This is a genomic window from Fibrobacter sp. (genome assembly GCA_012523595.1).
Taxonomy (GTDB): domain Bacteria; phylum Fibrobacterota; class Chitinivibrionia; order Chitinivibrionales; family Chitinispirillaceae; genus JAAYIG01.
On the sequence record JAAYIG010000007.1, the window covers coordinates 1 to 23,823 of the forward strand.

General features: G+C 46.1%; 18 protein-coding genes and 1 tRNA gene. 5 read left to right on the forward strand and 14 right to left on the reverse strand.

From position 1 onward, the window contains the following. The coding region (locus GX089_00245) for a hypothetical protein (protein NLP00900.1) at positions 1–194 on the forward strand (194 nt) is incomplete at its 5' end. 556 nt (positions 195–750) lie between these two features. Next, entirely contained in the window at positions 751–3,240 is a 2,490-nt protein-coding gene (locus tag GX089_00250) for an LPS-assembly protein LptD (GenBank protein NLP00901.1), read from the forward strand. On the opposite strand, the gene GX089_00255 is transcribed toward GX089_00250, so the two are convergent. Both GX089_00255 and GX089_00260 read right to left on the reverse strand, forming a co-directional pair. Beyond that, the gene (locus GX089_00255) at positions 3,241–4,227 is read right to left on the reverse strand and encodes a hypothetical protein (GenBank protein ID NLP00902.1); all 987 of its coding nucleotides are present in this window, start codon (positions 4,225–4,227) and stop codon (positions 3,241–3,243) included. A 10-nt stretch (positions 4,228–4,237) separates the two neighbouring features. Further along, positions 4,238–4,927 (reverse strand): polyprenol monophosphomannose synthase, encoded by a 690-nt coding sequence (locus tag GX089_00260; GenBank protein ID NLP00903.1) that lies wholly within the window; start codon positions 4,925–4,927, stop codon positions 4,238–4,240. Between the two features lie 216 nt (positions 4,928–5,143). Here GX089_00260 and GX089_00265 point away from each other — a divergent pair, with 216 nt between their 5' ends. Next, complete coding sequence (locus tag GX089_00265; GenBank protein NLP00904.1) at positions 5,144–6,028, forward strand: lysophospholipid acyltransferase family protein; 885 nt, start codon at positions 5,144–5,146, stop codon at positions 6,026–6,028. Positions 6,029–6,083: 55 nt separating this feature from the next. Here GX089_00265 and GX089_00270 read toward each other — a convergent pair whose 3' ends face one another. The 4 genes from GX089_00270 to GX089_00285 all read right to left on the reverse strand — a co-directional run bounded on the left by GX089_00270 (position 6,084) and on the right by GX089_00285 (position 8,341). Continuing rightward, positions 6,084–6,365: an RNA-binding protein gene (locus GX089_00270; protein ID NLP00905.1), complete on the reverse strand. Its 282-nt coding sequence runs from the start codon at positions 6,363–6,365 to the stop codon at positions 6,084–6,086. Positions 6,366–7,061: 696 nt separating this feature from the next. Further along, the gene (locus tag GX089_00275) at positions 7,062–7,682 is read right to left on the reverse strand and encodes a DUF479 domain-containing protein (protein NLP00906.1); all 621 of its coding nucleotides are present in this window, start codon (positions 7,680–7,682) and stop codon (positions 7,062–7,064) included. A gap of 15 nt (positions 7,683–7,697) precedes the next feature. Next, positions 7,698–7,928: a hypothetical protein gene (locus GX089_00280; protein NLP00907.1), complete on the reverse strand. Its 231-nt coding sequence runs from the start codon at positions 7,926–7,928 to the stop codon at positions 7,698–7,700. Next, the gene (locus GX089_00285) at positions 7,925–8,341 is read right to left on the reverse strand and encodes a phage holin family protein (protein ID NLP00908.1); all 417 of its coding nucleotides are present in this window, start codon (positions 8,339–8,341) and stop codon (positions 7,925–7,927) included. The genes GX089_00280 and GX089_00285 overlap by 4 nt, the downstream gene beginning before the upstream one ends. A 138-nt stretch (positions 8,342–8,479) precedes the next feature. Here GX089_00285 and GX089_00290 point away from each other — a divergent pair, with 138 nt between their 5' ends. Beyond that, positions 8,480–9,637: a hypothetical protein gene (locus tag GX089_00290; GenBank protein ID NLP00909.1), complete on the forward strand. Its 1,158-nt coding sequence runs from the start codon at positions 8,480–8,482 to the stop codon at positions 9,635–9,637. A gap of 80 nt (positions 9,638–9,717) precedes the next feature. Here the strand turns inward: GX089_00290 and GX089_00295 are convergent, their stop codons facing one another. From GX089_00295 to GX089_00320, 6 genes are all read right to left on the reverse strand, one after another. Beyond that, on the reverse strand, positions 9,718–11,100 hold the full coding sequence (locus GX089_00295; GenBank protein ID NLP00910.1) for a glycosyltransferase: 1,383 nt from the start codon (positions 11,098–11,100) through the stop codon (positions 9,718–9,720). Positions 11,101–11,106: 6 nt separating this feature from the next. Continuing rightward, positions 11,107–11,478, reverse strand: a complete 372-nt coding sequence (locus GX089_00300; GenBank protein NLP00911.1) for a hypothetical protein — start codon at positions 11,476–11,478, stop codon at positions 11,107–11,109. A gap of 95 nt (positions 11,479–11,573) precedes the next feature. Further along, positions 11,574–12,971, reverse strand: a complete 1,398-nt coding sequence (locus tag GX089_00305; protein NLP00912.1) for a hypothetical protein — start codon at positions 12,969–12,971, stop codon at positions 11,574–11,576. A 214-nt stretch (positions 12,972–13,185) separates the two neighbouring features. Beyond that, positions 13,186–13,998 carry a phosphodiester glycosidase family protein gene (locus tag GX089_00310; protein ID NLP00913.1) on the reverse strand — a complete coding sequence of 271 codons (813 nt, stop codon included), beginning with the start codon at positions 13,996–13,998 and terminating at the stop codon, positions 13,186–13,188. Positions 13,999–14,211: 213 nt separating this feature from the next. Beyond that, on the reverse strand, positions 14,212–16,560 hold the full coding sequence (locus GX089_00315; protein NLP00914.1) for a hypothetical protein: 2,349 nt from the start codon (positions 16,558–16,560) through the stop codon (positions 14,212–14,214). After that, positions 16,533–20,096 (reverse strand): hypothetical protein, encoded by a 3,564-nt coding sequence (locus tag GX089_00320; protein NLP00915.1) that lies wholly within the window; start codon positions 20,094–20,096, stop codon positions 16,533–16,535. Before GX089_00320 ends, GX089_00315 begins: the two co-directional genes overlap by 28 nt. Positions 20,097–20,339: 243 nt before the next feature. Here GX089_00320 and GX089_00325 point away from each other — a divergent pair. Beyond that, a tRNA-Met gene (locus GX089_00325) sits at positions 20,340–20,416 on the forward strand. Between the two features lie 365 nt (positions 20,417–20,781). Here GX089_00325 and GX089_00330 read toward each other — a convergent pair. Further along, positions 20,782–23,268 (reverse strand): S8 family peptidase, encoded by a 2,487-nt coding sequence (locus GX089_00330; protein ID NLP00916.1) that lies wholly within the window; start codon positions 23,266–23,268, stop codon positions 20,782–20,784. Between the two features lie 2 nt (positions 23,269–23,270). After that, positions 23,271–23,823: ATP-binding protein (locus GX089_00335; GenBank protein ID NLP00917.1), on the reverse strand; the 553-nt coding region annotated here is incomplete at its 5' end.

Consider the following 23,823-nt stretch of genomic DNA (forward strand, 5'->3'; position numbering starts at 1 on the left):
ATCACAGCGGCCGAATTAATGAGATCTCCACTGCCAGAGAGATCTTTGCACTGGTTGGAGTCAGCCACTTTGGTTTTTCCTGTATTAATCTGGCCAATTATCTGGGGGTAAGTGGATCAGCGGTTTCAAAGATGATCTCAAGGAGCAGCAGGATAAATGAACTGGACTTTTTAAAAGAGATGGTTTGCACGTAGGCTACGCTTTTCCGCTGCAGCCATAAAGTCCGGCATTGGTTAATGCCCGTTCTCCACTATTGTTAAAGCCTCCCTTTTTTAACATCTAATTGGACGACAACAGGAATTGTGTGTGTTCATGCCTGAAGATTTTGGGAATTATTTGTGAAATTGAGAAAAGACGGGAGGTGGTGTCTCGGATTTGAGGTCTGGCGAGGCTGAATCAATAATTCACCTGCGAGGTGAATCATTAATTGACTGTGCAGGAATCATTAAGTTACCTGCGAGGTGAACTACTTAATCATCTACGATGTGAATCAGCTGAATCATTAAATCATCTACGGGGTAAATCATTAAATCACCAGCAGAAGTACTCACTAAATCACCTGCGAGGCAAACCACACACCCCGCACCTCATGTCTTTTTATTATTTTTATTCCCAAATGCAGCTTTTATAACTGTTCAAACTTCATTATTCCTTATAACCGTTCTAAATGAACAAATCGAGCAGTTAATCTCTGTACTGCTTGAAACCAGAAGTTAATCCGCGCAGCCCAGTATTGCCCGGAAACAAACAATGCAAATATCAAGATTTCTCCTCCTGCTTACTTTAATCTTTCCAGTGAGTCCTCTCTTTGGGGCCGCAACAGACAGTGCAGAAACTGTCCCCTCTAAAGACAGCAGGAAAAAACAGGAAATAACAGACTCGATATTTTATGAATCAGACCTGATAAACTATGATGCCGAATCACAAATTCTCAATCTGCACGGAAAAGCTCTGGTCAAATATCAGAATATAAAGTTAATCGCAGACACCATTACCTACGATATAGAAAACAACCTCTTCACTGCAACCGGTATGCCTCAGCTTATTGAGGGTGGAGACACGACTGTCGGTGATTATATGGTTTACAATATAAAAACCAGAAGAGGACGGGTCAGGTATGCCTCAACAAGTGTGGAAGACGGCTACTTTACAGGTCAGAGAATTGTCAAGTCAGATAAAAATGAACTCTATGTGGATCAGGGAGACTACACGACCTGTGCGCATATCGACACGCCGGATTATTACTTTTACGGAAAAAGCATAAAACTTATCCCCAATGATAAAATCATCAGCAGACCCGTAGTGTTTAACATTGGTGATGCGCCGGTTGCTGTCCTCCCCTATTTTATCTTCCCTCTGGAACGCAACCGACGAAGCGGGCTTCTGACTCCGATCTGGGGAGGACATCCTACAAGCGGCGGTTATGTCGATAACATAGGTTATTACTTCGCTCCAAACGATTACCTGGACTTTCTTATCAAGGGAAAAATCTCGGAATTCCGCCAGTTTGTGCTTGAAGGAGGGAGCAGTTATGCTATTAAGTATCTATTGAACGGCAGAATTTCCGGAAGATATGCTTTTGATTCAGAATTCCAGAAAAGTTCACAGCAGTGGGAAATCAACTATTCGCACAACCAGAAGCTTACTCCCGATGGATTGACACAGCTTTACGGAAGCGGAAGACTGGTCTCTCATGAGAAATTCTATGTAGATAACTCAGAATTAGATGAAGAACTGCTTAATCAGAATGTTTCTGCGAGTATGTCTCTTTCCCGCAGGCTTGAGAGCATAAATGCATCCGCTGCGATTAACTGGAAGAGAGATTATAATCTTGGCACCAAAAAAATTACCGAGGATCTCCCCTCTTTCAACTTCAGTCTTCCCTCCAGGCCATTTTTCTCCGTTCCCACTGGAAAAGATGAGAGATGGTATAACAAAATCTATTTCGGTTACAATATGCAAGGTGTCAATAAACACAAAGAAGATCCGGCAAACCTTATAAAAGCCTCTTACAGACCAGGAATCACTCAGTCACTGGATATCTCAGCCCCCCAGGTTCTCTTTGGATGCATTGATGTCAATCCCAGCATCTCTGCAAGGGTTTCCTCCTTTTATGGATTTATGGACAGGGATACTACCGGTTATGACACCCTGACCCGGGATACACTGTACATGCTGAAGTATCCATTCAAGGATAATCTGTCCGATGATGAATGGAAAGTTGTCAGCCGCGACACAATCACAGTGGATAATTATGGAAATCCCGACAGTATCCTGGTCAGGCGAACCAACCAGAAGATCCTTCCGATTAAGAATATTCATGAGAACGAAATCGCACATGATGCAGTCTTTAACGCTGGTGTAAGCCTTTCTACAAAACTGTATGGTATCTTTCCAATAAAAATCTTCAATTTCGCCGCTCTGCGCCATACATTAACCCCCAGCATAAGCTACACTCTTTTCCCGGAGCACAAACAGAAATATGATTTCTTTGATATCGAGGGTATCCCGGTAAGCCAGCCTTACAAAAGAAGACAGGAAATGGGATTGAGACTTCACAATCAGTTTGATGGTAAAATAGTGACACCGGGTAAAGAGGGTGAAAAACCGACAGAGAAGAAATTCCCCATCCTTTCTGTCGACATGTCCACCAGTTATGATTTTGAAAAAGACAGCCTCAAATTCAGTGATCTGAGACTTTCAGCCTCAACGAACATTAAAGGACTTTCCCTGAGTTTTAATTCCGACTTCTGGCTTTACGATCAGAACAATAATCTTCATACACCAATAATGAAAAACATGTCTCTCAACTTCAGCACCGGGACACTCGGATTAAATGGGAAACTCTGGGGAGGAGACCTGCTTGTTCTGGACTCGCTTCATCCAAACGACCCTGTCAAGTATGCCAATGCCGGTCCCCAGGAATGGAGTGTAAGTCTTTCACCCCGGTACACTTATACTTTGAAAAGGACTCACCCTTCGGAGATGTTTGTTCCTGAAAAGTATTACAGCCTCAGTGCTTCAGCTTCTCTGAAATTCACAAGAAACTGGGGAATACAATGGAGCAGTGTTTATAACTTTATGGAAAATCAATGGGTGCAGAACAGCTTCAGAATAAGCTGCGATATGGAATGCTGGGATATGAGATTTGAATGGCGACCCGAAAAACTCAATCCCGGATACTATTTCCTCATTAACATAAAGAAAATTCCGGAAATTAAGTGGGAGAAGAGAAACTGATTAGACACGAAGTCTTTCGCATTCCTTTTCATCTGCCGGCTTCACCTTTAAAATCATAGTGTTCCCTTTGTGCTGCACTTTAACCTTTACTTCAGGCTCATTGCGGGCTTTTGTATACCGCGCTGTTATAGCCCCTGCAAGCTCAAGCTGTTCCAATGTCGCTTCTCCACGCAGCACACAACAGGGGCCGGTGACCTCAGCCAACTGAAGCACATAGTCATCATCTGTAAATATCTTCTCCAGGGTATGATTCTCTGAATCATTTCTAGCTATAACCGCCTTCAGCCCCGGTCCCAGCCTGAAATGCCGTCCGTATGCCAGAAGCTTGAAATCTGCAAGCGTAAAATCCGGGTTGGAAGATACCATTTCCAGAAAACGTCTCGCAGGGTCAACATTCGTGAGTACGCATCCACCTGCAGGAGAAGAATGTTTAAGTGAATGAGTTCTGGCATATTGAAGCTGCTGATTTCTGCCCCTCCCTGAGATTGCCATCAGTTTTTCCCTGTCGATCAGACCATTCTGTTCAGGTATGCTGGGACGAAGCAATTTGGCGGAAAGCGGTCTGACCAGCCTTCCTTTGAGACCGGTATCACTCTCCACTTTGTAAAGACAATCCAGACGCTGTGACATGGGACGCTGACCAATGACTTCGCCTGTTGCAATGAAAGAGGCATCCTCAGATTCCATAATTTTCCTGGCTTTTCTGAGGCGATGGATCCTGCAGTCCATACAGGGATTGGCATTCTTGCCGTAGCCAAAACGGGGATCCCTTATCATTTCCAGAAACTCCTCCCCTTCCTCCACTATCATCAGCGGAACATCGAGCGCCTCAGCGTAGGTTCTGACCCGCTCGTGGGAAAGGCCCATCCCGGAATAGAACGGGAGCACAAAATGCAGTGCTTTAATGGATAGCCCCTGGCTTTTAAGGAGATGTGTTGACACTACACTATCAAGACCACCGGAGAACATTACCAGACCATCAATCATGAAAAGACACTCATCTCCTTTTCTTTAACGAAAACAGAAGCAGTTGCTTCACAAATAAAACATATTCAGAAAAATTCAGCTTGCTGTGACTGTATTCGCGTGTGCGGAATCTGAATGGAACATCCTTTACTTTGCTGTAATTCCCCTTTACCAGGATTTCAAAGAGGATCTTGTATCCAGGTGAAGTAAGTTTCATGTCACCAAGGACCCTCCGATGCAGAAAAAAGAATCCGGAAAGCGGATCTGAAACCTTTGTGATCTTCCGTGCAAGGTAGACACCGGCAAAAGAGGTCAATTTTCTGTCAAAGCGCCACTTCTCGACAGTACTCTTATCACCGAATCGAGTACCTACAACGATATCATTGTTATCAAGATGCCCGATCATTTCCGGGATAACTGAAGGATCATGACTCAGATCAGCGTCCATCACACCCAGAAGCGGTCGGGTGGACAACTTGAAGCCCTCCATGACTGCACTCCCAAGGCCCATCTTGCCCTTACGGTGAATCACTTTAAGGGGATACTTTAAAGCAAGCTTCTCTGCTTCATCCCCTGTTCCGTCGGGAGAATTATCATCTACAATGATCAGTTCAATATCGATATCAGAAATGTTTTCCATTGTAGAGAATAGCTCTTCAACCAGTTTTGGCAGATTCTCCCTCTCATTAAAGGTAGGGCTGATAATAGAGACCTCAAGCATTACGATACCTGTAGTAAATGTTAATGATTGAATATTGCAAACTGTAAAATAGTCAATTTGAACAGGAGAGATTAAAGATTCACCTCTGAGGTAATTCTTTGACTTATCGACTTAAGTCTTTTTTTCACCTCTGAGGTAAATTGATCCCCCGGTAACAGAAGAAACTACTATTTTTATGGTTATCGCACATAATTTACAAAAACAGAAACTGTCCGGATGAATTCAAATAAAATTAAATATAATATTGAATACCTTCTCCTAAGAACCCTTCAGGAATTCCTGAGTCTTATTCCCAGGACAGCAGCGCTTAAGATCGGTGAAATTTCTGGACTGCTGCTCTATTATTCAGGAGTCTGCCGCAAGATTGCGCTAAAGAACATGGAACATGTTGGACTGTGGGATAGCAGTCAATTAAAAAAGATACTACGGGATCTATACCTCAATATTGGAAGATATGCCTCTGATTTTCTGCGTAAATCCAGTAAACTTCCCCCTTACACCATCCAGGATTATCATTATGTGGATTCTGCGATGGCTCAGGGTAAAGGACTCATAGTTCTTCTGGCACACTATGGGAACTGGGAGTTTCTGGCGGAGGTTTTTGGAAGGATGGTAAATGATCTTAATGTGGTAGCCAAACCGATGAAAAACGAGATCGTTGACAGATGGCTTGCAGAGAAACGGGATGGAGCATCTGTAAAGACAATCTTTACTCATCAGGCTCTGCGCAAGATGATGGAAGTGATGAAAAGAAACGGGATTGTCGCCATACTGATAGACCAGCATGCCGGAAAACATGGCACAATGGTACCGTTTTTAGGGAAAGAGGCAAACACGGTCAGAACAGTGGCCGGAATAGCCAGAAAAACCGGCTGTGAAGTTCTGGCGATCTCCGCGATAATGGAAAAAGGCGAAAACAGTTACAAGATTGTCCTTGAGAAACCCCAACCTCCTGATCTTGCTTGCAAAAGTGAAGATGAATGTATAGCTGAATATCAGCGGATTCACAATGAGATAATTTCAGAGTGGATCCGCAAAAGACCGGAACACTGGTTTGGATGGTTCCATAAGCGTTTCCGGGGAATTATCAGTTATCCTTAATCCGGCCGCATACCTTTCCCTTTGGAAAAGTATGCAGGCCGGCAGATGATTTCTCTTATACTCTATTGAACTGTTGAGCTCTCCCGACATTCTCCCTGTCGCGTGCCCTGCTTATACGCAGGTTGCGCCCGCCAAACATCGTATCACTCAACTCTGCTATGGCACTATCAGCATTTGCATCCTCCAGCTCGATAAATCCGAAACCCCTTGGACGGCCTGATTCCCGGTCTGATATAAGCACAACAGAATGAATCGGTTCGTATTTGGAGAAAAACTTCCTGACATCACTCTCTGTGGTTCTGTAGGGCAAATTACCAATATAAAGCTTCTGAGACATACTGCGCTTCCTTTGAAAATGGTGAAATGTTGAAAGGGTACATGAAATCTGGGACAGGCCTGTCACAAGTTTTCATTTTTGCGATCCATTGATCATGCAAAAACTGTTCCATTCCAAAAAAGCCTTAAATGGACAATTACCCGTGTCTATTAGGCCTTTTCTCACCAGAAAAATTCCATTAGTGCAAAAATGATTTTCAAAATAGGAATTGAATGCAGGAATTTCTTTGTGATGACAGGAATAAGCGGGAATAAAATTTTGAAGAGAATTCCTCAGCATGAAGAACAGCCGGGGGAAAGGTCAGCTTGGATGATTCTGGATAATCATGTTTTACCAGGGGTAATTCAGCAATTTAACAAGATCAGACACTGTTTCACCCCGGAGGTAACTTAGCGATTTTTTTACAGTTAATTCACTATTTCACCCCGGAGGAAGATCAGCGACTCAAAAATTAAGTCACAATTTCATCCTGGAGGAAACTCAGTATAATCATGTTTTATCAGGGGTAATTCAGCAATTTAACAGGTTCAGACACTGTTTCACCCCGGAGGAGGCTCAGCGACTCAAAAATTAAGTCACAATTTCATCCTGGAGGAGACTCAGCATAATCATGTTTTATCAAGGGGTAATTCAGGAATTTAACAGGTTCAGTCACTGTTTCACCCCGGAGGTAACTTAGCGATTTTTACAGTTAATTCACTCTTTCACCCCAGAGGTAACACTCCCCATCCTCTCCTTCTCCCCATCCACAAAAGAAATCACCTGAGGAAAAAAGGAGCGAAAGTGATGCTCAATTGCCTCATGATGTTCCACGATATCCTCCCAGGCCCCTGAAATCGACACAGTGCTGTTAATACGGTTCTGAAGCCTATCGAATACAATTTTGAGCTGCTCGATTCCGCAGTAAGCCCGCAAGGCATCATGGCTGATCAGCCTCTGAGTAAATCTCTGGTATCGTACCGGCATCCCGGGAGGAAGATCACTTAGATAGCTGTAGGACTGCCTGATAAAATCATCAAAAGAAAGATCACTGTATAAACTCCAGTGTTTTGTAAGAAAGTAATCGAAGGCGATATCGATTATCACTCTTGACCAGTGGCGATATTTACTGAATAAATGATGGCAGGCAGAGGCAACATCGCTATGAGAGTCGGTAAAGGAATCGATCCTGCGATGAAGAATTATGGCTGAGGCGATCTCCTCCTCGAAATGCAGACTTAGCCTGCTTGAAGGAATCCTGGTGAAATCTGCCAGAAGACTTCCTATAGCACTGCCCTGCCCCTGTTTGGCCAGTAAAAGATGTGCCAGGTAATTCATATTGATTATGATACATCAGGAACACACCGATGAGCTTCTTTTTTTTAAACAAACCGCCATCGATATGACCACTATAAGCAGAATTGCAAAAAAGAGAGGAAACAAAATAAAGACTGTCCTTTGCATCCGGTTGGTCAATTCTCTGAGCAGAAGTGTGATATCGTTGAGTATACTCTCCACCTCTCCTTCAAGCAGATCCGATTCCCGTGATGGAGTAGCTTTGCTGTGATCGTGTTCCAGATTCATGCAAACCTGCCTCTTGTAAATTTTAAATCTCCCTCCAGGACCTCACGGGTCCTCTTCAGCGGAACCTTTACCCGTTTTCTCCAGGAAATAATTGCCACAATGGCACTGAGCAGCAGTAGAACTCCACTGACAATGAGTCCCGCTGCCCAGCCCGGAAGAATCTCCGAGAGAGCAAGAATCAGAGTAACCAGAAGCATGCTTATGGTTAGTAACACCAGGACCGCAGCTATCCCCAGGCCACTTAGCATGAAAACTTCTGATCTTATGTCAGCCCGTAACTCTGTTTTAGCCAGCTCGATCTCCTTCCTCATCAATCTGGAAAACTGGGTCCAGATTTCTTTTATCACCTGAGGCAAGGAAAGATTGGAAACTCTGCCTTCTCTATCGTTTAATTGATCGCTGTTGCCTTGCATTGTAAATGTCCTTGTACGGATACCTGTCCAGGAAGAACTGACATCTTTTGATGCAATTCACAGGCCATTAGATACTTACATCTCTATGGCATAACCGTTGCATCTTTTTAGTTATGTACTAAAGAAAGGGAGACAATCGTGGATCTGTTTACAGAAGACGATCTTCGGGAATTGATTTCCGTTCATTTTGATAACTGTATCTCCATCTATCTGCCCACAATAAGGAGTGGGGCTGAGATGCAGCAGAATCCAATCCGTTTCAAGAATCAGGTAACTGAAGCAGAGAAACAGCTTATGGAGCGGGGGCTTAGGCGCGCAACAGCAGCAACACTGCTCGATCCAGCAAAGAGACTCCTGGAAAATGAGGCATTCTGGCAGAAACAGGGTGATGGGATGGCAGTCTTTATTGCCCTTGGAATCTTCAAGGTCTACAGGCTTCCGGTTTCTTTTCACCAGATCACCAACATCGCTCCATCTTTTCACCTTAAACCCATCCTCTCCTCCCTTACAGGTAATACCAGATTTTACCTCCTCGACCTGAACATCGATAGGGTCCGGCTTTTTGCCGGCTCCAGATTTTCCTTTTTCCAGATTCGTTCCGATAAGATTCCTGCAGGCATTAAAGAGACCCTGCAATTTGATATCATGGACAGCAGAACTCAGTTCGCAAGTAAGCCATCGATGGCCTCCAATAACAACATAACCGTTTTTGGATACGGGCGAATCACAGACAATAGAAAAGCCTTAATAAAAGCCTATTACGACCAGGTGAGTAAAGCCGTAACAGAAATTATACAGAACACAAATGCCCCTCTGCTTCTCATCGGGACCGATTACCTCCATTCCCTCTACAAAGAAGCTAACCAATACTGGAATCTTATCGAAGACGGAATTCAGATCAACCCTCAGAACTTGACCGATGAGGAGATCTTTCATCTCGCCTGGCCTGTTGTAGAACCCCTCTTCCAATCCAACCGTCTGCGTGACACAAACCTCTACAAGCAGCTCTCTGGTGAACAAAAACCGATAGCAGTAAACGATTTGAAAACAATTGTGTCAGGCTCGATGCATGGAAGAATCGGGACTCTCTTTATTAAAAACGGAACCACGAATGTCTGGGGAAAATTCAAGGAGGACAAGCTGGATATTGAGGTTCACGATGAGAAAAAACCCGGTGACGAAGATCTGCTTGATAAAGCGGCGATAAACACCATGCTGCGTGGCGGAACAGTTTATATCGTAGAACCCGAGGACATGCCGGACAGAACACCGGCTGCAGCTATTATGCGCTATTAACCTTGATCCAATTGATTAAAGAAGTATTGCTTTACAAAATATTTCGATACCGATGCCGATTCCGAAGATGGAGGAGGTGATCAGAAGGTATAAAAAAACTCCCTGCGAAGATCCTCAAGAACAGTCTGGTAGTTTTCAACAGATGAATCTCTCTGTCCTGAAATAAAACTCCTGAAAACCATAAACCTGGGATTCTCACCAAACAAAGGCGTAACTACGGCAAGAGTCTCCCCCGCCCTCTCGAATGCTCCGGCAATCCGGTAGATAATACACAACCCCAGATATGCTTCAAGATTACCCTCCACAATTATTTTTATACTCTTCTCAAATTCGTGAAGCGAATCAATAAGCTTTCCGGCTTTCAGGTAACACTTGCCGGCCATGTTTCTTATCTCAGGACGATCACCGTGTTTCAATAGCGCATCTTGAATTACAGCAAAAGCCTCTTCGAGACGATTCTGTTCAGTCAAAATTCGGATAAGCCTGAGATACGCCTTGATACTTGCAGCCCTGAAATCCACTCCGACCTGGCCCGGTCTTGCCTCTGAAGTGCATATCTTGCGAAGAATCGATATGGATTCCTCGATCTCTCCGCTCATCTCCTGAGCCACAGCGAGACTGAAAAGAGTATCAGTGCGCCAGGAAGAGATTTCAGATGCCTCTTTCAGATACTCTATAGCCTCAGAGAAATTCTCCTGTTTATTTAAGATATTGCCTAATCCAAGCAGAGCCTGACCCGCGATACTTGGTAATGATTCACGGCAACCCGGAATTTTAAGCACCTCTTTATACCACTTTACCGCATCATCATATTCTTCCATCAGCAGGTAAGAATCAGCGATCTCTACCGTGATAACCGGATCCCCTGCCAGATGCTGATACTCCTGAAGAAGTAAACCAACATTTCGCTTCGCCTTGACTCTTAGTGCTGCGGGATCAGCGTACCCATGATGTTCAATTACCACAGGATGGCTCTCCATAATCAGCCCCGCACGAATAGCACTGGGCGTCATCTGTTCATGTATCCGCCGCTCAAAAAAGATATCAGGCCTGTTTGGAAACATCCGCGCCTGAACAAACTCTGTCCCGGTGTTCCCCGGACGCTCATTGCGGACCGTAAATGCCAGTACCCTATCAGGTTTCTGTTTTTTCAGTTTGCATAAAAGAGGTATCGATTCCGGCGCGACAATATCATCCGCATCAAGCCACAGTATCCACTCACCAGTCGCTCTCTTCAGCGACTCGTTTCTGGCATCGGAAAAATTATCATTCCAGGAGAAACTATAGACTTCAGCGCCTGCCTTGTCTGCGACTTCTGTGGTGGAATCGGATGAGCCGGTATCTACAACTATAATCTGATCAGCGGCCTCCCTGACACTCTCTATACAGCGAGCCACAATCGGCTCCTCATTCTTCACTATCATGCAGACAGAAAGAGTGCCGGGATGTGTTTTTTTAGTCATTCAACCCTAAATAGAACAGGCACAAACCTGCTTGATCTTTTCACTGAAATTATCCAGAGAAAAGGGCTTGTAGATAACAGGAAGAGACTTTGCGACAGGAGAACTCTCGAGTTGTGAATCAGCTATAAGTATTATCCTTTCCATCAGTTCCGGGAAGGATTTCTGAATGAAATCAACGATATCGTTTCCATTTTCACTGCCGGTATCCGGATTGAGAAGAATCAAATCATACTGCTGGCCCGAAGCCTGTATCTTATTGAGAAAACTCTCATAACAGAGGGCACGGTCTATCTTGACATTTTTGAAATGAATCTCGATGATATCATCGACTAACTCATGAGAATCCAAATCGCAATCAGCCACCAGAACATTAAACATAACAATCTCCTTTCATATTCCGGAAACAGATCGCCTGAAATTCTGGTCTTCTAGAAGATATTTAATAGAAGGTCTGAATAGCAAATACACACGAATCAGAAAACCATTTGAGGGGTTTTGCTCAATTCCGTCTGATAACAGGGCAGATATCCGCCATCCGGTCCAACTGAGTTTACCCCTTCTGCAGGAGGCGCGAAAACATTTATGGAATACTTTGAACCAGGCTCCAGATAGCTTTTCAGGTCTACTTCTCCGCCTGTAGTATGAATCCATCTGCCATTTACCTGAATGATATAATTACCCTTCTCCAGTTCCAGTTTCGCTCTCACAGACTTCAGCGGCCTTCTTCCGGTTATCCTTATGCCATCCGCCTTCTCAGAATTATACCACTTCAGCTTCACCCGCGACCCATTCTGTCTGAGAGTTCCTTTTTGGACTATTCCCGGATTGTAGTAGGGATCTGAAACCGCTTTACGGTAAGCAGCACATGATGGCAGACGTCTGATAAACTGGTGAGTCTTTCGATCTTCCAGCTCCAGCCCCAGCCCCCCGCGATCTCTGAACTGATACAGTGTCATAGCATGGAGCCAATCCGGTCTTTCTGTCTTGATCAGATCATAGACCTCTGCGATTTTCCTTGCCTGCCCATAATACCCGTCCACATCCGAATCAGCATTGATTTCCGGCAGAGTAAAGGGAAAAGAGTCACTTCCTCTGGATTTACAGATCTCCCGGTAATTGAATTTGACGTTTTCCCACCAGTCCTTAACAGATAATCTATTGTAAACACCTGGATCATCTCTGAACTTGTTGGGCCAGCCAAAATGCAGAGAGATGTATTTATCCAGCGCAAGGATGTCTGCGGTTCTGACAGCTCCCCCCAGTTCGCGTATCCCCAGATGCATCATCTCTACAGAATCCCATCCGTTTACACACAAGACAGTCTGCACAAGAGGAGCTTCCTCTTTAATGATATTGTGGAATTTGCAGAAAAAGTCGCTTACCTGTTTAAAACTGTAACGTTTGTTGTGCTGAAACCAGTTGCCGTTACACTCATGATTAATCCTGAAAAACACGCGCCCATAAGGCCTCAGGTCACGTGCAATGGCTCTGAGCCCTTTCACCGGCACTTTCAAGTCTATGGTAAGTGTGAAATTGATGTCCTGACCATATCTGCGCACATCACGAAACTGCCTGAAGACCTCAGCACCCTGAGAGCCTCCTTCTCCCCCCAGAAACACCTCATAATCATCATAGGGAAGATCCCATTGCCCCATCCCGGCTTTCCACTTTACCAATTCACTCGCGCGCTTTGGCCAGCCTTTGTCAAAGGGGTAATATGTAAACATGAGGTTTACAGCCCGGTGAGGCCGCTTAAGTACCTTGAAAATGTGTTTCATGGGAACATAGGAAGCTCGTTCACTTCCATTTGAGAGATCCGCACCGCATCTGGCAGGCGACAAAGAAATTTTGCGGAAATCCATTCTTTCCATTATTCTCCCTTAAACCAGTTCGTCAATGAATCCGCTCTCAATGTTGTATACGATGGCAGGGTAATGATGAAAAGAATATGACCTCAGGTGCAATAAAGTCATGAATGTTTAAATTTAGTATAGTTACACGGCAAAAAAAAGATTTTTCCTTGAAAATCTTCTTTCGTCCAGAATTTAAAAAGTTGATGAAGATTCAGGAAATCACAAAATTCTACTATTTGGATGACAAAGGCCAACTTCCTCTGGCTACTCCAATTACATTCGGTATTGCTGGTGCAACCACAGGAGAATAACCAGTACCAGTGTACATACCAGCGATTTCGACCCTCTTCTTTCTACTTACAACTGATAACTGAGCCTCTGAACCACCCTCAAGATACATTGCCCTTTCTATGTCCAGCGGAAGAGAAAGCAGTATGTTGGTCAGTTCATGCACAGTGTGCGGCAGAGCAACGTGTATCATTAAAATATGTCCTGATTTATCGGTAGCTATTGCTGCGATGCTCCATCTGGGAAGATTTTTGGCCCACACATTTTTTCCGGTGCAGGAAATCATGCGTATGCTCTGCACGAAAGAGCCATACCTGTCTTTCCAGATCTGAAAATCCTCGCACTGTCTGTCGATTATCTTTACAACCGGGATCCCGGCTGTTCTCCGGTCAAAGGCCAGAATCGTCTTATCGCCCGAAAGTCTGGGGTTATTTACAAATAATTGTGTTTTCAGAAGCGAGACACTGGTCCGGTAATCGGTCTGATACATCGCTGCATTAATTGCGGCCACAAGCCCTTCCTTCTCACACCATTGCATTGTTGAAAGAAGTTTCTCCTGCCCGGGAGCGGAAACACTCAGCACCCGAAGATGAAATCTGGAAGGATCAATTTTTAATATCCTTATACACGTGTTTACACTGTCAGGATAAAGAGGAGAGCGGAATATATTCCACTGAAGTCCAGGCTCCAGTTCATCCCAACCCATGATACTGCACACAGGAATGATTAAAGCCAGTAAGAAAAGTATCCGGTTCATAAGGCAAAAATAATTCATATCCCGGTAACTGTCACGAGGACTCGCCTGTTTGTCAAGCGATATCCGTTCCCCGAATCGGTGTCGGTATCGGAATTGATATCTTTCACCGCTTTTCAGCAGTTTCAATTCCGATGCCAAACCCGTAAGTTAAAAAAAAGGAACCGATACCAATCCTGGTACCGATTCCGATTCTTAAACTGAAAAGGGTTCTTTTCAGTTCTTAAAAGCTATCATAAAGGTGTATTGAGTCCGTTCATTTGTCAAAAGGTTCTTGCACTGCACGACAGCCATATAGGTTCCATTCCCTACCTTTCGTCCCTTCAGATTTCTGCCGTCCCAGGAGAACTGTACCTTGGTATCTCCCGGAGGATTCTTCTTGGGATCAGGTCTGAACACCACATTTCCAAGCGCGTCGTAGATCGATATCCTGGCCTCGACATTGACAAGATCCGCTATCTTCAATGTAGGATCAACAATGAAGACTATGGGTTTAGTTGAGTTGAACGGATTGGGGCCGACCTTGACATTGATCTTCATCTTTACCGGTCTGACACTTAATTTCACTCTCCTGTTCTCTGGATTCTTCTGCACAGTTCCTTGTGCATCCATTGTAACAGCGCCGCCAACATTTATCCAGACTGAGTCACTCGATGTCGGGCGGATCCCGCTCTCTATGGAGTCTACCACAAAGACAACCTGATCATTATGCTGGCTGAGAACTTTCAGATTCATCGTGTAGCCGGTAATTCCACTTACAATCTGATTCAGAAGCAGTGGAGTGTTGCCGTCTGTTACCGCGATATTCTCGCTGTAGATAACCTTGATAGTATCTTTTGCAAAACTGTTCTCATCCAGCATGTCACCCGGACAGTAATTGGCGCTCTTTATTACCGGAGCAGCCCTGTCCTTTACATCTTTACTCTTTTCCTCACCAGGGAAATTGCTATATGTCACCTCAACATGCATCACTCCGGAAGTTCTTGGTTCCGGGAAGCTGAAAACTCCGCTGAGATCCACCCGGACAACGCTGCTGTCACCGTCAACATAGCTGAATCTCTCATTTCCCAGCTCAGGTGATCCGGTACCGTCAAAAGTAAATTCCATTACCGTTGACGACAGGTTTACAGCAGCACTGAAATGGATTATCGCCTCGTCCACAAACCCATCCGGATGGACATCCGCGTAAAAAGCCGAGTCTATTTCCGGAGGAACGAGTCTCAACTGAATTACTACGGGCCGGTTCTCAGGGTGCGCCCTGTTGCCGTAGACGTCAACTGTGTTCCCCTGAGAATTGATTCGTAAAGAATCCAATGGATTTATCTTGTAAGATGCACTCTCCTCGACCACGATTCTAATCGTATCTCCAAGTGCCACCGCCCCCAGAATATTGATCGCGACTTCTCCTGTGGTACTCTTCAGCAGAAGTGAAGAACCAACCAGTGATGAGGGAGAAACACTTTCAGACAATGTGATAAACATGATATCATTGCCTGAACCGAACTTCTGCAGCAGAACCGCGCTTGTGAGAAGCGGACCTATACTGTCTTTTACATCAAAAGGACAACGGTCGGGATCCTCTCCCACAATAGCCGGATCACTCCAGTAAGCATTTCCCAGACGGGTTGATGATGTATAGGTGGTAACAGCTTCCGGGAACGGATCTGGCAGATTGACTATTACGTGTCTGGGATTTACATCATCCAGGGTTATACTCGCACCGATTATCGTTTTCGTTGAGCTGCCGTCAGGCCAGCTTATCTGCACCGAATCCGGCGGAGCGGTAAGATCGGTGGTATAATAAAGATCCAGCCTGTCAAGCCTGCCAAAACCATTGTTCGCTGTTGCCACGGCATGCTCGATCACAAAATTGCTCTTTGTAAAATTTATCCCGTCACGCGATCCCTGAGCCAGCGATGCATCACTTACCGGAGCGACCTCTATCATGCCATTTGAAACAGGATTGTAACTGGTCACCCAGATAACAGCCTGACCATTGATCAGACTGATACTGGAGATTTCATTCTTATCACTGATATCTCCGGATGCAAAGATCTTCAGAAGATCAGGGCTGACTGTTATTGCCAGTTCACTCTGATAGTTTGTTAAAGGTGTAATAGTGTCCAGTGTAGCCCTGATAGTAACAGGAAATCTCTCCCCTGCCGAGCCGTTAATCTGCGCACTGGGATTATAAGTGACTGTATCATCAAAGAAAAGCATCAGAGGTATGGCGCTGAAATTTATCCTTGTCCTCGTTGCAGTGTTAAGCTGGCTGTCAGGAGCCGAGGCCTCCATTCTTCCGTTCTCAACAGGAGCAGTCGCTCCAAGCCATAGAGTGTCTGCCCCGAGAGTCAGCTTTGTGGATGTAATCGGCGTTTCATCATTCTCTGAAGCGAAAAACTGAAATGGGAATCCCAGCGGATTAAGCAGGATATCATTGTTGTACCCGGTTGCTACTGTCTCTCCGTCAAGTGATGCCGCCAGGAGTACCTGGTATCTGGTCCCCACATATCCGCGCAGCTCCGATGTCTGATCCTTCATGTCATCATAATAGATGTAGAGCATGACTTTTGAAAAGAAGACATTGCCCCTTTTATTGTCGTAAGAAGATTATCAACTGACCTCACCCGGATTGTATCGTTATTGACAGGTAAATCGGAACTGACCCATACAGTCACCTGCCCGTTTACCAGATTGAACACGGAATCGGCTGTTTCCGCTGTTTCCGAAGCGTAAAAGCGCAGTGTTGATGTGGAATCCCCGCCGCTTACAATCAGAGCATTGTTAAAGGAAGTATTGATTATCTGCCCATCCAGGGAGGTGACAATCGTTACTGGATAACGCATCCCCACATACCCCCGTATTTCAGCCTGATTGCTGGGGAATTCGTCATCGAAAGCCATGTAAAGCGGCATTTTATCAAAGTAAATCTTATTCTTTGAGGCATTTGCAAGTACAGTATCAACATCGGTCACGAAGATACTTCCATTGACGACCTGTCCGGTAGCGGTCACCCACACTTCCACCTGTCCATCCACCAGGGTAAAAACAGAGTCCGGTGTGGCGGCGTCCGCAGTCGAGTAAAACAGAAGAGGTGTATTCTGAGCGGTCTTTACGTGTAGAGTACTGTTATAATCTGTAAACACAGTCAGCCCGTCGCTTGCAGCGATGGTGATCCGTACTCTCTCACCTGCCATTCCCCTGAGAGTTTCTTTAGGACTGAGTACCTCACCGTAAAAGATCTTAAGAGGAGACTGAGTGAAATAGATATTTCCCCTGCTTACCATCTTGAGGGAATTATCTGTGGTAATTGCAGTAATAATTCCCCCGTTTACCGGTCTGGTAGCTGTTACCCATACTACTGCCTGTCCATTTACAAGATTGAAGATATCAGTAGGTTCCCCCCCGCTCTGATCGGCGTAGAAGACCAGCGGAACAGCGCCCTGAGTAAGGATCTGAATCTCTTTGTTTATTGCCTCATCTATCGCAGTACCATCACCAGAGGCCACGATTGTCACAGGATATCTGCTTCCCACTGCACCTCTCAACACAGCGCTGGAGTCGTAATTCAGTACATCATCGTAAAAGATCCACAACCTTGTTTTCGGCTGTCCGACCTTCAATGATGCGGTATCTGTGAAACCGGTAGCCAGAGTAGCAACCAGCCTGAAAACCTGATCCAGATCACCCTCTGTTACCTGGGCACGGAAAGTAACTGCCCCCTCGTCATTTGTCAAAGCAGTCGCTGGTCCGGCGACATCACCGATAAGAGGATCGAGGCTCGCCAGTGAAACACTAGCGCCGGCACTGACCAGATTGGAGTACTCATCATATACATTTACCAATACGGGCATCTTAACGCCCGGATTTATCTCCACCGGGTCAAATTTACGCTTGTCGGATGGTGGAGAACTGAATTCCAGGCTCTCAGGCGGTCCGGGCAGGATTTTCACTTCATCGGAGATTCCCCCAATCGCTTTCTGAGTCCCGTCAGTATATGTGAACCTGCCTCTGGCACTGACATTTTCCATCCCGGATCCGGTCGGAACACGTGTAAACATGACCGGGTAAGTTTTCTGGCCGGTAAAGCCTGATTGAATTACAAAATCCTTTCCGTCATGATCCTTTAGATCAAACCCCGATACCAGTGATACTTCAGCAGAATCGATGGGAAACTGGATAGGAACTGTGGTGCCGATTTTAACAGGAGTGATCCGCAGATAAACCTTCTGGCCGGCAGTAACAGAATCCAATACACGCCCGTTGTTAAGGGCATCCACTACCTCCACGATGAACTGGTATTCAAGTTGCCTGTAAGGGAGAAAACCTACGCTGGATGTAACGGTCTGTCCTGCTGCATCAGTTCCTTCAAGTACCAGTTCCAGAAAAGCGTAAAGCTGGGTTGCGGTACGGGGACGTACTGTAAAAGTGATATTATTGGTGCCTATAACATAGTCGGATGGATTGAGTAGTACATCGTGAAGATCCCCGGCAGCAAGCTCATTATTTGGAGTACCGCTTGCCCAGGAATCGACAAACCGCACATCGTTTACCCATTTGACATATTTAACTTTCGGGTTATTGAATGTTCCATTGGTAACACTGAGCCGGAAAGGTACAGTAGCAGTATTACCATTTATCGTCACAGCATCAAGTGGTTTTATATGAGCAGATGTCGTGCTGGGAGTGGTATTATATGGGTACCGTCCCAGGTCTGCGACCGATCCGTCCGCATCGTATATTCCCGCCTCTGACCATCCCTGATCGACAATGTACTGCATCATCAGGGGGTTCTCCCAGTCCGGCACCAGGAACTGAGGATCATCGGGGTCTTCTGACTGGAACACAGGCTCAACCCACCTGATATTCGCACTGCGGGGGAACCCATCATTACCGGCAGAAAGCAATGCGCCTTCCACAATAATATCATTTATCCTCTCAGTGGTTCCATCACTGCGCGGGAAATCCACAGAGGTTTTCTCAGCCTCAACACCGTTCATGATTGCCAGGTAGCGAATGACTTGCACTATTGTCCCATCCTGGAGAGTTTGATTCTGAATCTGAGGCGTCTCCTTCTGAGCGGCATAGATACAGTTATGCATCCGGTAGGTAAAAAGCTTATCCATTGCAAAATAGGAATCGTTGAATTTGTTTGGACGTGCATAGATGTTGTTGAAGATCAGATGCTGGCAGCCGGGGCGCCACTGTCCGGCAAAATTGATAAAGTTATGCCAGAAGGTGTTATTGTAAATTGCTAAAGGAGATAGGAGATGATCCTTGAAGAAAAGCGCTCCACCGGGCTGGTTGTCTCTTTCAGGCAAATTGACCATGGCAGTTACTGTGGTGGGAGCGTGAAAATTGTTGTAAAAGAGATTATACCTTACTACTGATCCCAGATCCCATGTGGATTCAAAGAAAATTCCGTAGGAGTTGTCATGGAAACGGTTGAACTCAAAAAGATGGTTTCCGGTTTTTCCAAATCCTGACAGAGGAACGACTGCTGTTGGTTCAAGATCATTAGGATTGGCGTTTGCAAATATGCCTCCCTCGTTCCTGTCCTTTACATTTACTCCGAAATATGCGTTCCTTGCTTCACAGTTGCGTATAGTGACATCACCTGCCACCCACAGGCAGAATGCTCCATTGCCATGAAACAGAGCTGAGGATCCCCAGATACCAGGGTAAGCGAAAGGATACGGCCCGCCTCCATCGACTATAATTCCATCAATGGTTATATTGTTAGCCTCCATGATGCGCAATGCGCCATTCTGGTCGAAATCGATAATGCCGGCCTCGTATTCCTGTTTGTCCACTGGATGTACATGAGTTTTATCCTGATACTTTATAACCGGTTTTCTGGATATCTCCGGGTTTGTGGACCTGATAGTGATATTGTTTTTACCCTGGATAGTCACCTGTTCATTATAGGTACCCAGATCGGTAATTTCGATTACATCACCCGGCATTGCGGCATCCACAGCAGCCTGTACCGTTGTAAAAGTCCCTGAACCGTCCTGGGATACATAAATAGTAACAGCCCAGGTAAGCTGAAGAGGAAACAATAAAAATGCAGTAAATCTTATCAATTTTTTGAGGTACATAAATGGGGCCTCCGGTTAATTTAATCGGTTAATTTGAACTTAACCCGATGTCGGAATTTATTATACAATATAAATATTAATATGTTAAGTGGATCATTATTATTGATCGGTTCAGAAAAAAATGAAACTTTTTGTTTTTTTCCCAGGCATTTAAATTGCAGTAGGAATAAAAGTACAGAAAAAGACTTGCGACCCTACGAGGGAAAGAAGTATCTTTAAATCCTCTTTTGAAATAAGAAATATCGCGGGGTGGAGCAGTCCGGTAGCTCGTTGGGCTCATAACCCAAAGGTCGTTGGTTCAAATCCAGCCCCCGCTACCAATAAAAGCCCTGAAAATTGCCCAAAACAAGTTAAAAACGGCAGTTTTCAGGGCCTTCTTTTTTTCTACCCGCCTGCCGCTCAACCCCTGTAATACCCGGAAATACCCTCAAAACGGGTACACTTTTCGCAAAGTGGGTACACTCCGGGTACACTCTGGAAGGCTCTAAACCGGGCCTGAATTCCAAACTATTAACCAGACACCAAGCATATACACCCGTACCCGGAGACCACTACCCGCGACGGTTTGCAGGGCAAGAGCAAAAGGTACTTGCCGGGAGTCTCCGATTACGGGTAGTGCCAAGCGCTCGCCGTAACGAAAATTCCATCGGGGTGAATCTTGGTTGCCTTTTCGGACGGAGAGAGACTACGTGGTTATCTGTATGCCAATCTGGTTTGCAATTGCAGTATAGAGTTGAACGTCTTCAGCCGGGGTTGAGATGCTGACAACAAGAGAATACCGGGCCTGCTTGTCCCAGCACTTGTGCCGGGTGTTTTGCCTCCACCAGCCGATTACAGGGTAGACACCGATGTAGGTACGTTCTGCCAATTCGATGGCCGTACCCTTCCAGATATCAGAGTGAATAGAGCCTTTGTGCCGATGGTCTTTCCCCAGAATCCACCGATGCCCGTCACGTTGACTTATGACATTCACCTCTTCTTCGCCTTCGCGGGCGGCCCAATTCAGATACTGCCGAAAACCTTCTTTGGTCTCTTCCGCAAGGTTCATGTCGAACCGTAACCCATGCGACTGGTACCGATGACGGTTGTTCCAACCCCTGTCACCGGGATTGGGTTCAATGAAATAGGAAAGCGTGACCCGCATTTCTACGGGGTTATTACCAAGGTCACGAAGAATATCTTTCGGCCACGGGATGGTATGAAGGTTCATGTCCCGCATGGTCGGTGCGCCTGTCGTCTTCTGGTACGGCTGCAATGAACTCTGCATCACAAGGGTCAGGCTGTTCTGGGCACAATGCAGGGCACGGGTGATATCCGGCACTCCAAAACCGCAATACCTTACAAGGTTCTCGACATCGGCCTTGCGTGTCTGGGTGCGGTCCAAATCAAGATTCCACTGCCGGAGCATGGCAGGTGTCCATTCAGCCGAATGCACAATCAGCGCCCGGATGGTTTCGGGCCAGAAGTCCGGGTATTCCTTCTGGATTATTGCAGCTATGCGGGCGACTTGGGCAGTCGCGGCGCTCGTATCGCCTGTGATTGTGAAATAGTTCCGAGTGAAATCCCGGTTCGTGGTCAGAAGTCTAATCTCATCCGGGTCACCCCCGATTGCCGTATGTCCATCCGTCGCCCAGTTTCCACCTTCAAAAACGACATCGGGTTTGAGCGGCCATTGCCTATCCCATATCAGTGAGGTTGTACTTGCCGGACAGATATTCCCCGCATTGGCGATTGGCTCAAGACCGGGGTTCTTTGTCGTGTCGATAGCGGTCTTCTGGGTATACGCGCCGACACAAACCGCATTCCATGCTTGGCCGGGGTCATGGATTCCATCGTCATTGATATTTCGGAATGGGTACGCTATCATGTCTTCCGGGTCGATGTTTCCGGCGCAAATAATTGCAAGCCGTTTCGGTTCCCCATCTTCCCCATAGCCCGAAGCAATTTTATCTATGGCGGCAGACCACGAAGACGGCTTGCCCCGGTCGCGGTCATCCGTTGCCGCAATAGCAAGCGAAATCACCCGCTTTCGGTCTGGTGCCTGCATCTCTGCCATCGAAATGACTTGAGATGTGACCGCCCCGTAGAGTTCAGGGGCATTATCGTTTCCGTCATGGCGGATAATCTTGCCGGATTCGAGGACATGACCCATTTCTATTTCCGCACCCGATGAAACCGCTTCCATCAAGTCACCATAAAGCGCAAGTCCGGCCATCCCCGTTCCGTGTCCATCTTCGTCGGTCTTCACCCATTCGGTTTTATAGGCATGAAGGTCGTCTTGGTGGAGTAGTGGTGCAATCAACGGATGCTCGCGGTTCACGCCGGTATCAAGCAGCAAGACGGATACATCGCGAAGGCCGGGTACCTGCAATCTCCGCAAGGTGTCGTCTATCCATTCCTGTTGCCCTGCTCGTGGCATATCAAGCAGGATTGCCGGGGATTCCTTCGCCTTGCGAAGTTCCGCTATGCAATTGAGAATATCGACCGATTCGGCAATCTGCTCACGCGTGCCGAAAGCGAGGAGAACGGTTCTGTCCGGAAAGAAAAGCGAATCTTTATCAAGCCGTAGACCGACTTTCCCGGCATTGGCACGAAAGTAGTCCAGAATTTTCTTGCTGTCCTTGTCGGCTCGAAGCCAGACTTCCCACCATATTGTTTCGCCATCATGTGGCAAAAGACTCGGCTCGTCTGTCCAGAGACCGTCCACCGTAGCTTTCTTGATTTCCGAAATATTGTCGAAAAGTTTGACGTACTTTTTTTCTGCGGCATACTTCTCCAACCGCTTGAAGAAGATATCGAACTTGCCTTCAGGAATGAAGACAGCAGCATAGGTAGTGCCTTGGATTTCGCGAACATTCAGAAGTTCAATACCCGAGGGGCGAAGGTCAAGGCTTTCGTGCGTCAGTTCGTAATCAGGCTCACTGCGGAAGACAACCGTCACTCCCTCGAAGCCGGAAATCCCCATAGCCTCTCGACGTTCGTCGAGTCGGGCAAGTTCCTGTTGAACATGTTCCAATTGACCGAGTAATAATGCCCGATGCGCTTCACGGATACGTTGCCGGAGCTTAACATCTTTCCCACGGCCTTTGGCGCTTTTATACCGTTCGGGTTCAGTGTACTCAGACGGAAGCTGGAGGTGACGGTAGACAAACCGTTCCGGATTGCGGGGCATGATTATGCCCGCCCGGTATCATAGGTGGAAGTCATGCTGGAGTGATATTTCTTTCTTTCGTCAAGCATGCGGGCGACCGCCTTTGCGCCGACCACTTCTTTTCGCATGATAATCTTTTCCTTGATTGCGTCCTCGCAAGCCCGCGTGATTTCCGCGAAGCTCAACCCATCGGCCCGTTTTGCAAGGTCGGCATAGTTTATGCCGTCTTCAGAAAAACCGGCCAGACGGTTTTCGATGAGCTGCCGTATCTGCTTTGCATCCGGTAGCGAGTATTCAATCACATCGTCGAACCGCCGAAACAAGGCATAATCGAGCATCTGCGGGTGATTGGTTGCCGCAAGAATCATGCTGTTTGAACAGTCATGGTCGATAAATTGTAAGAAACTATTCAATATTCGCCGTATCTCGCCGACATCGTTTCCGGCTGCCCGCATTGCGCCGATAGAATCAAACTCATCGAACAGGTAAATACCCCGATGCTTTTGCAGGGCATCAAAAACGATTCGGAGCTTTGCCGCCGTTTCGCCCATGAACTTCGTGATTATTGATTCCAAC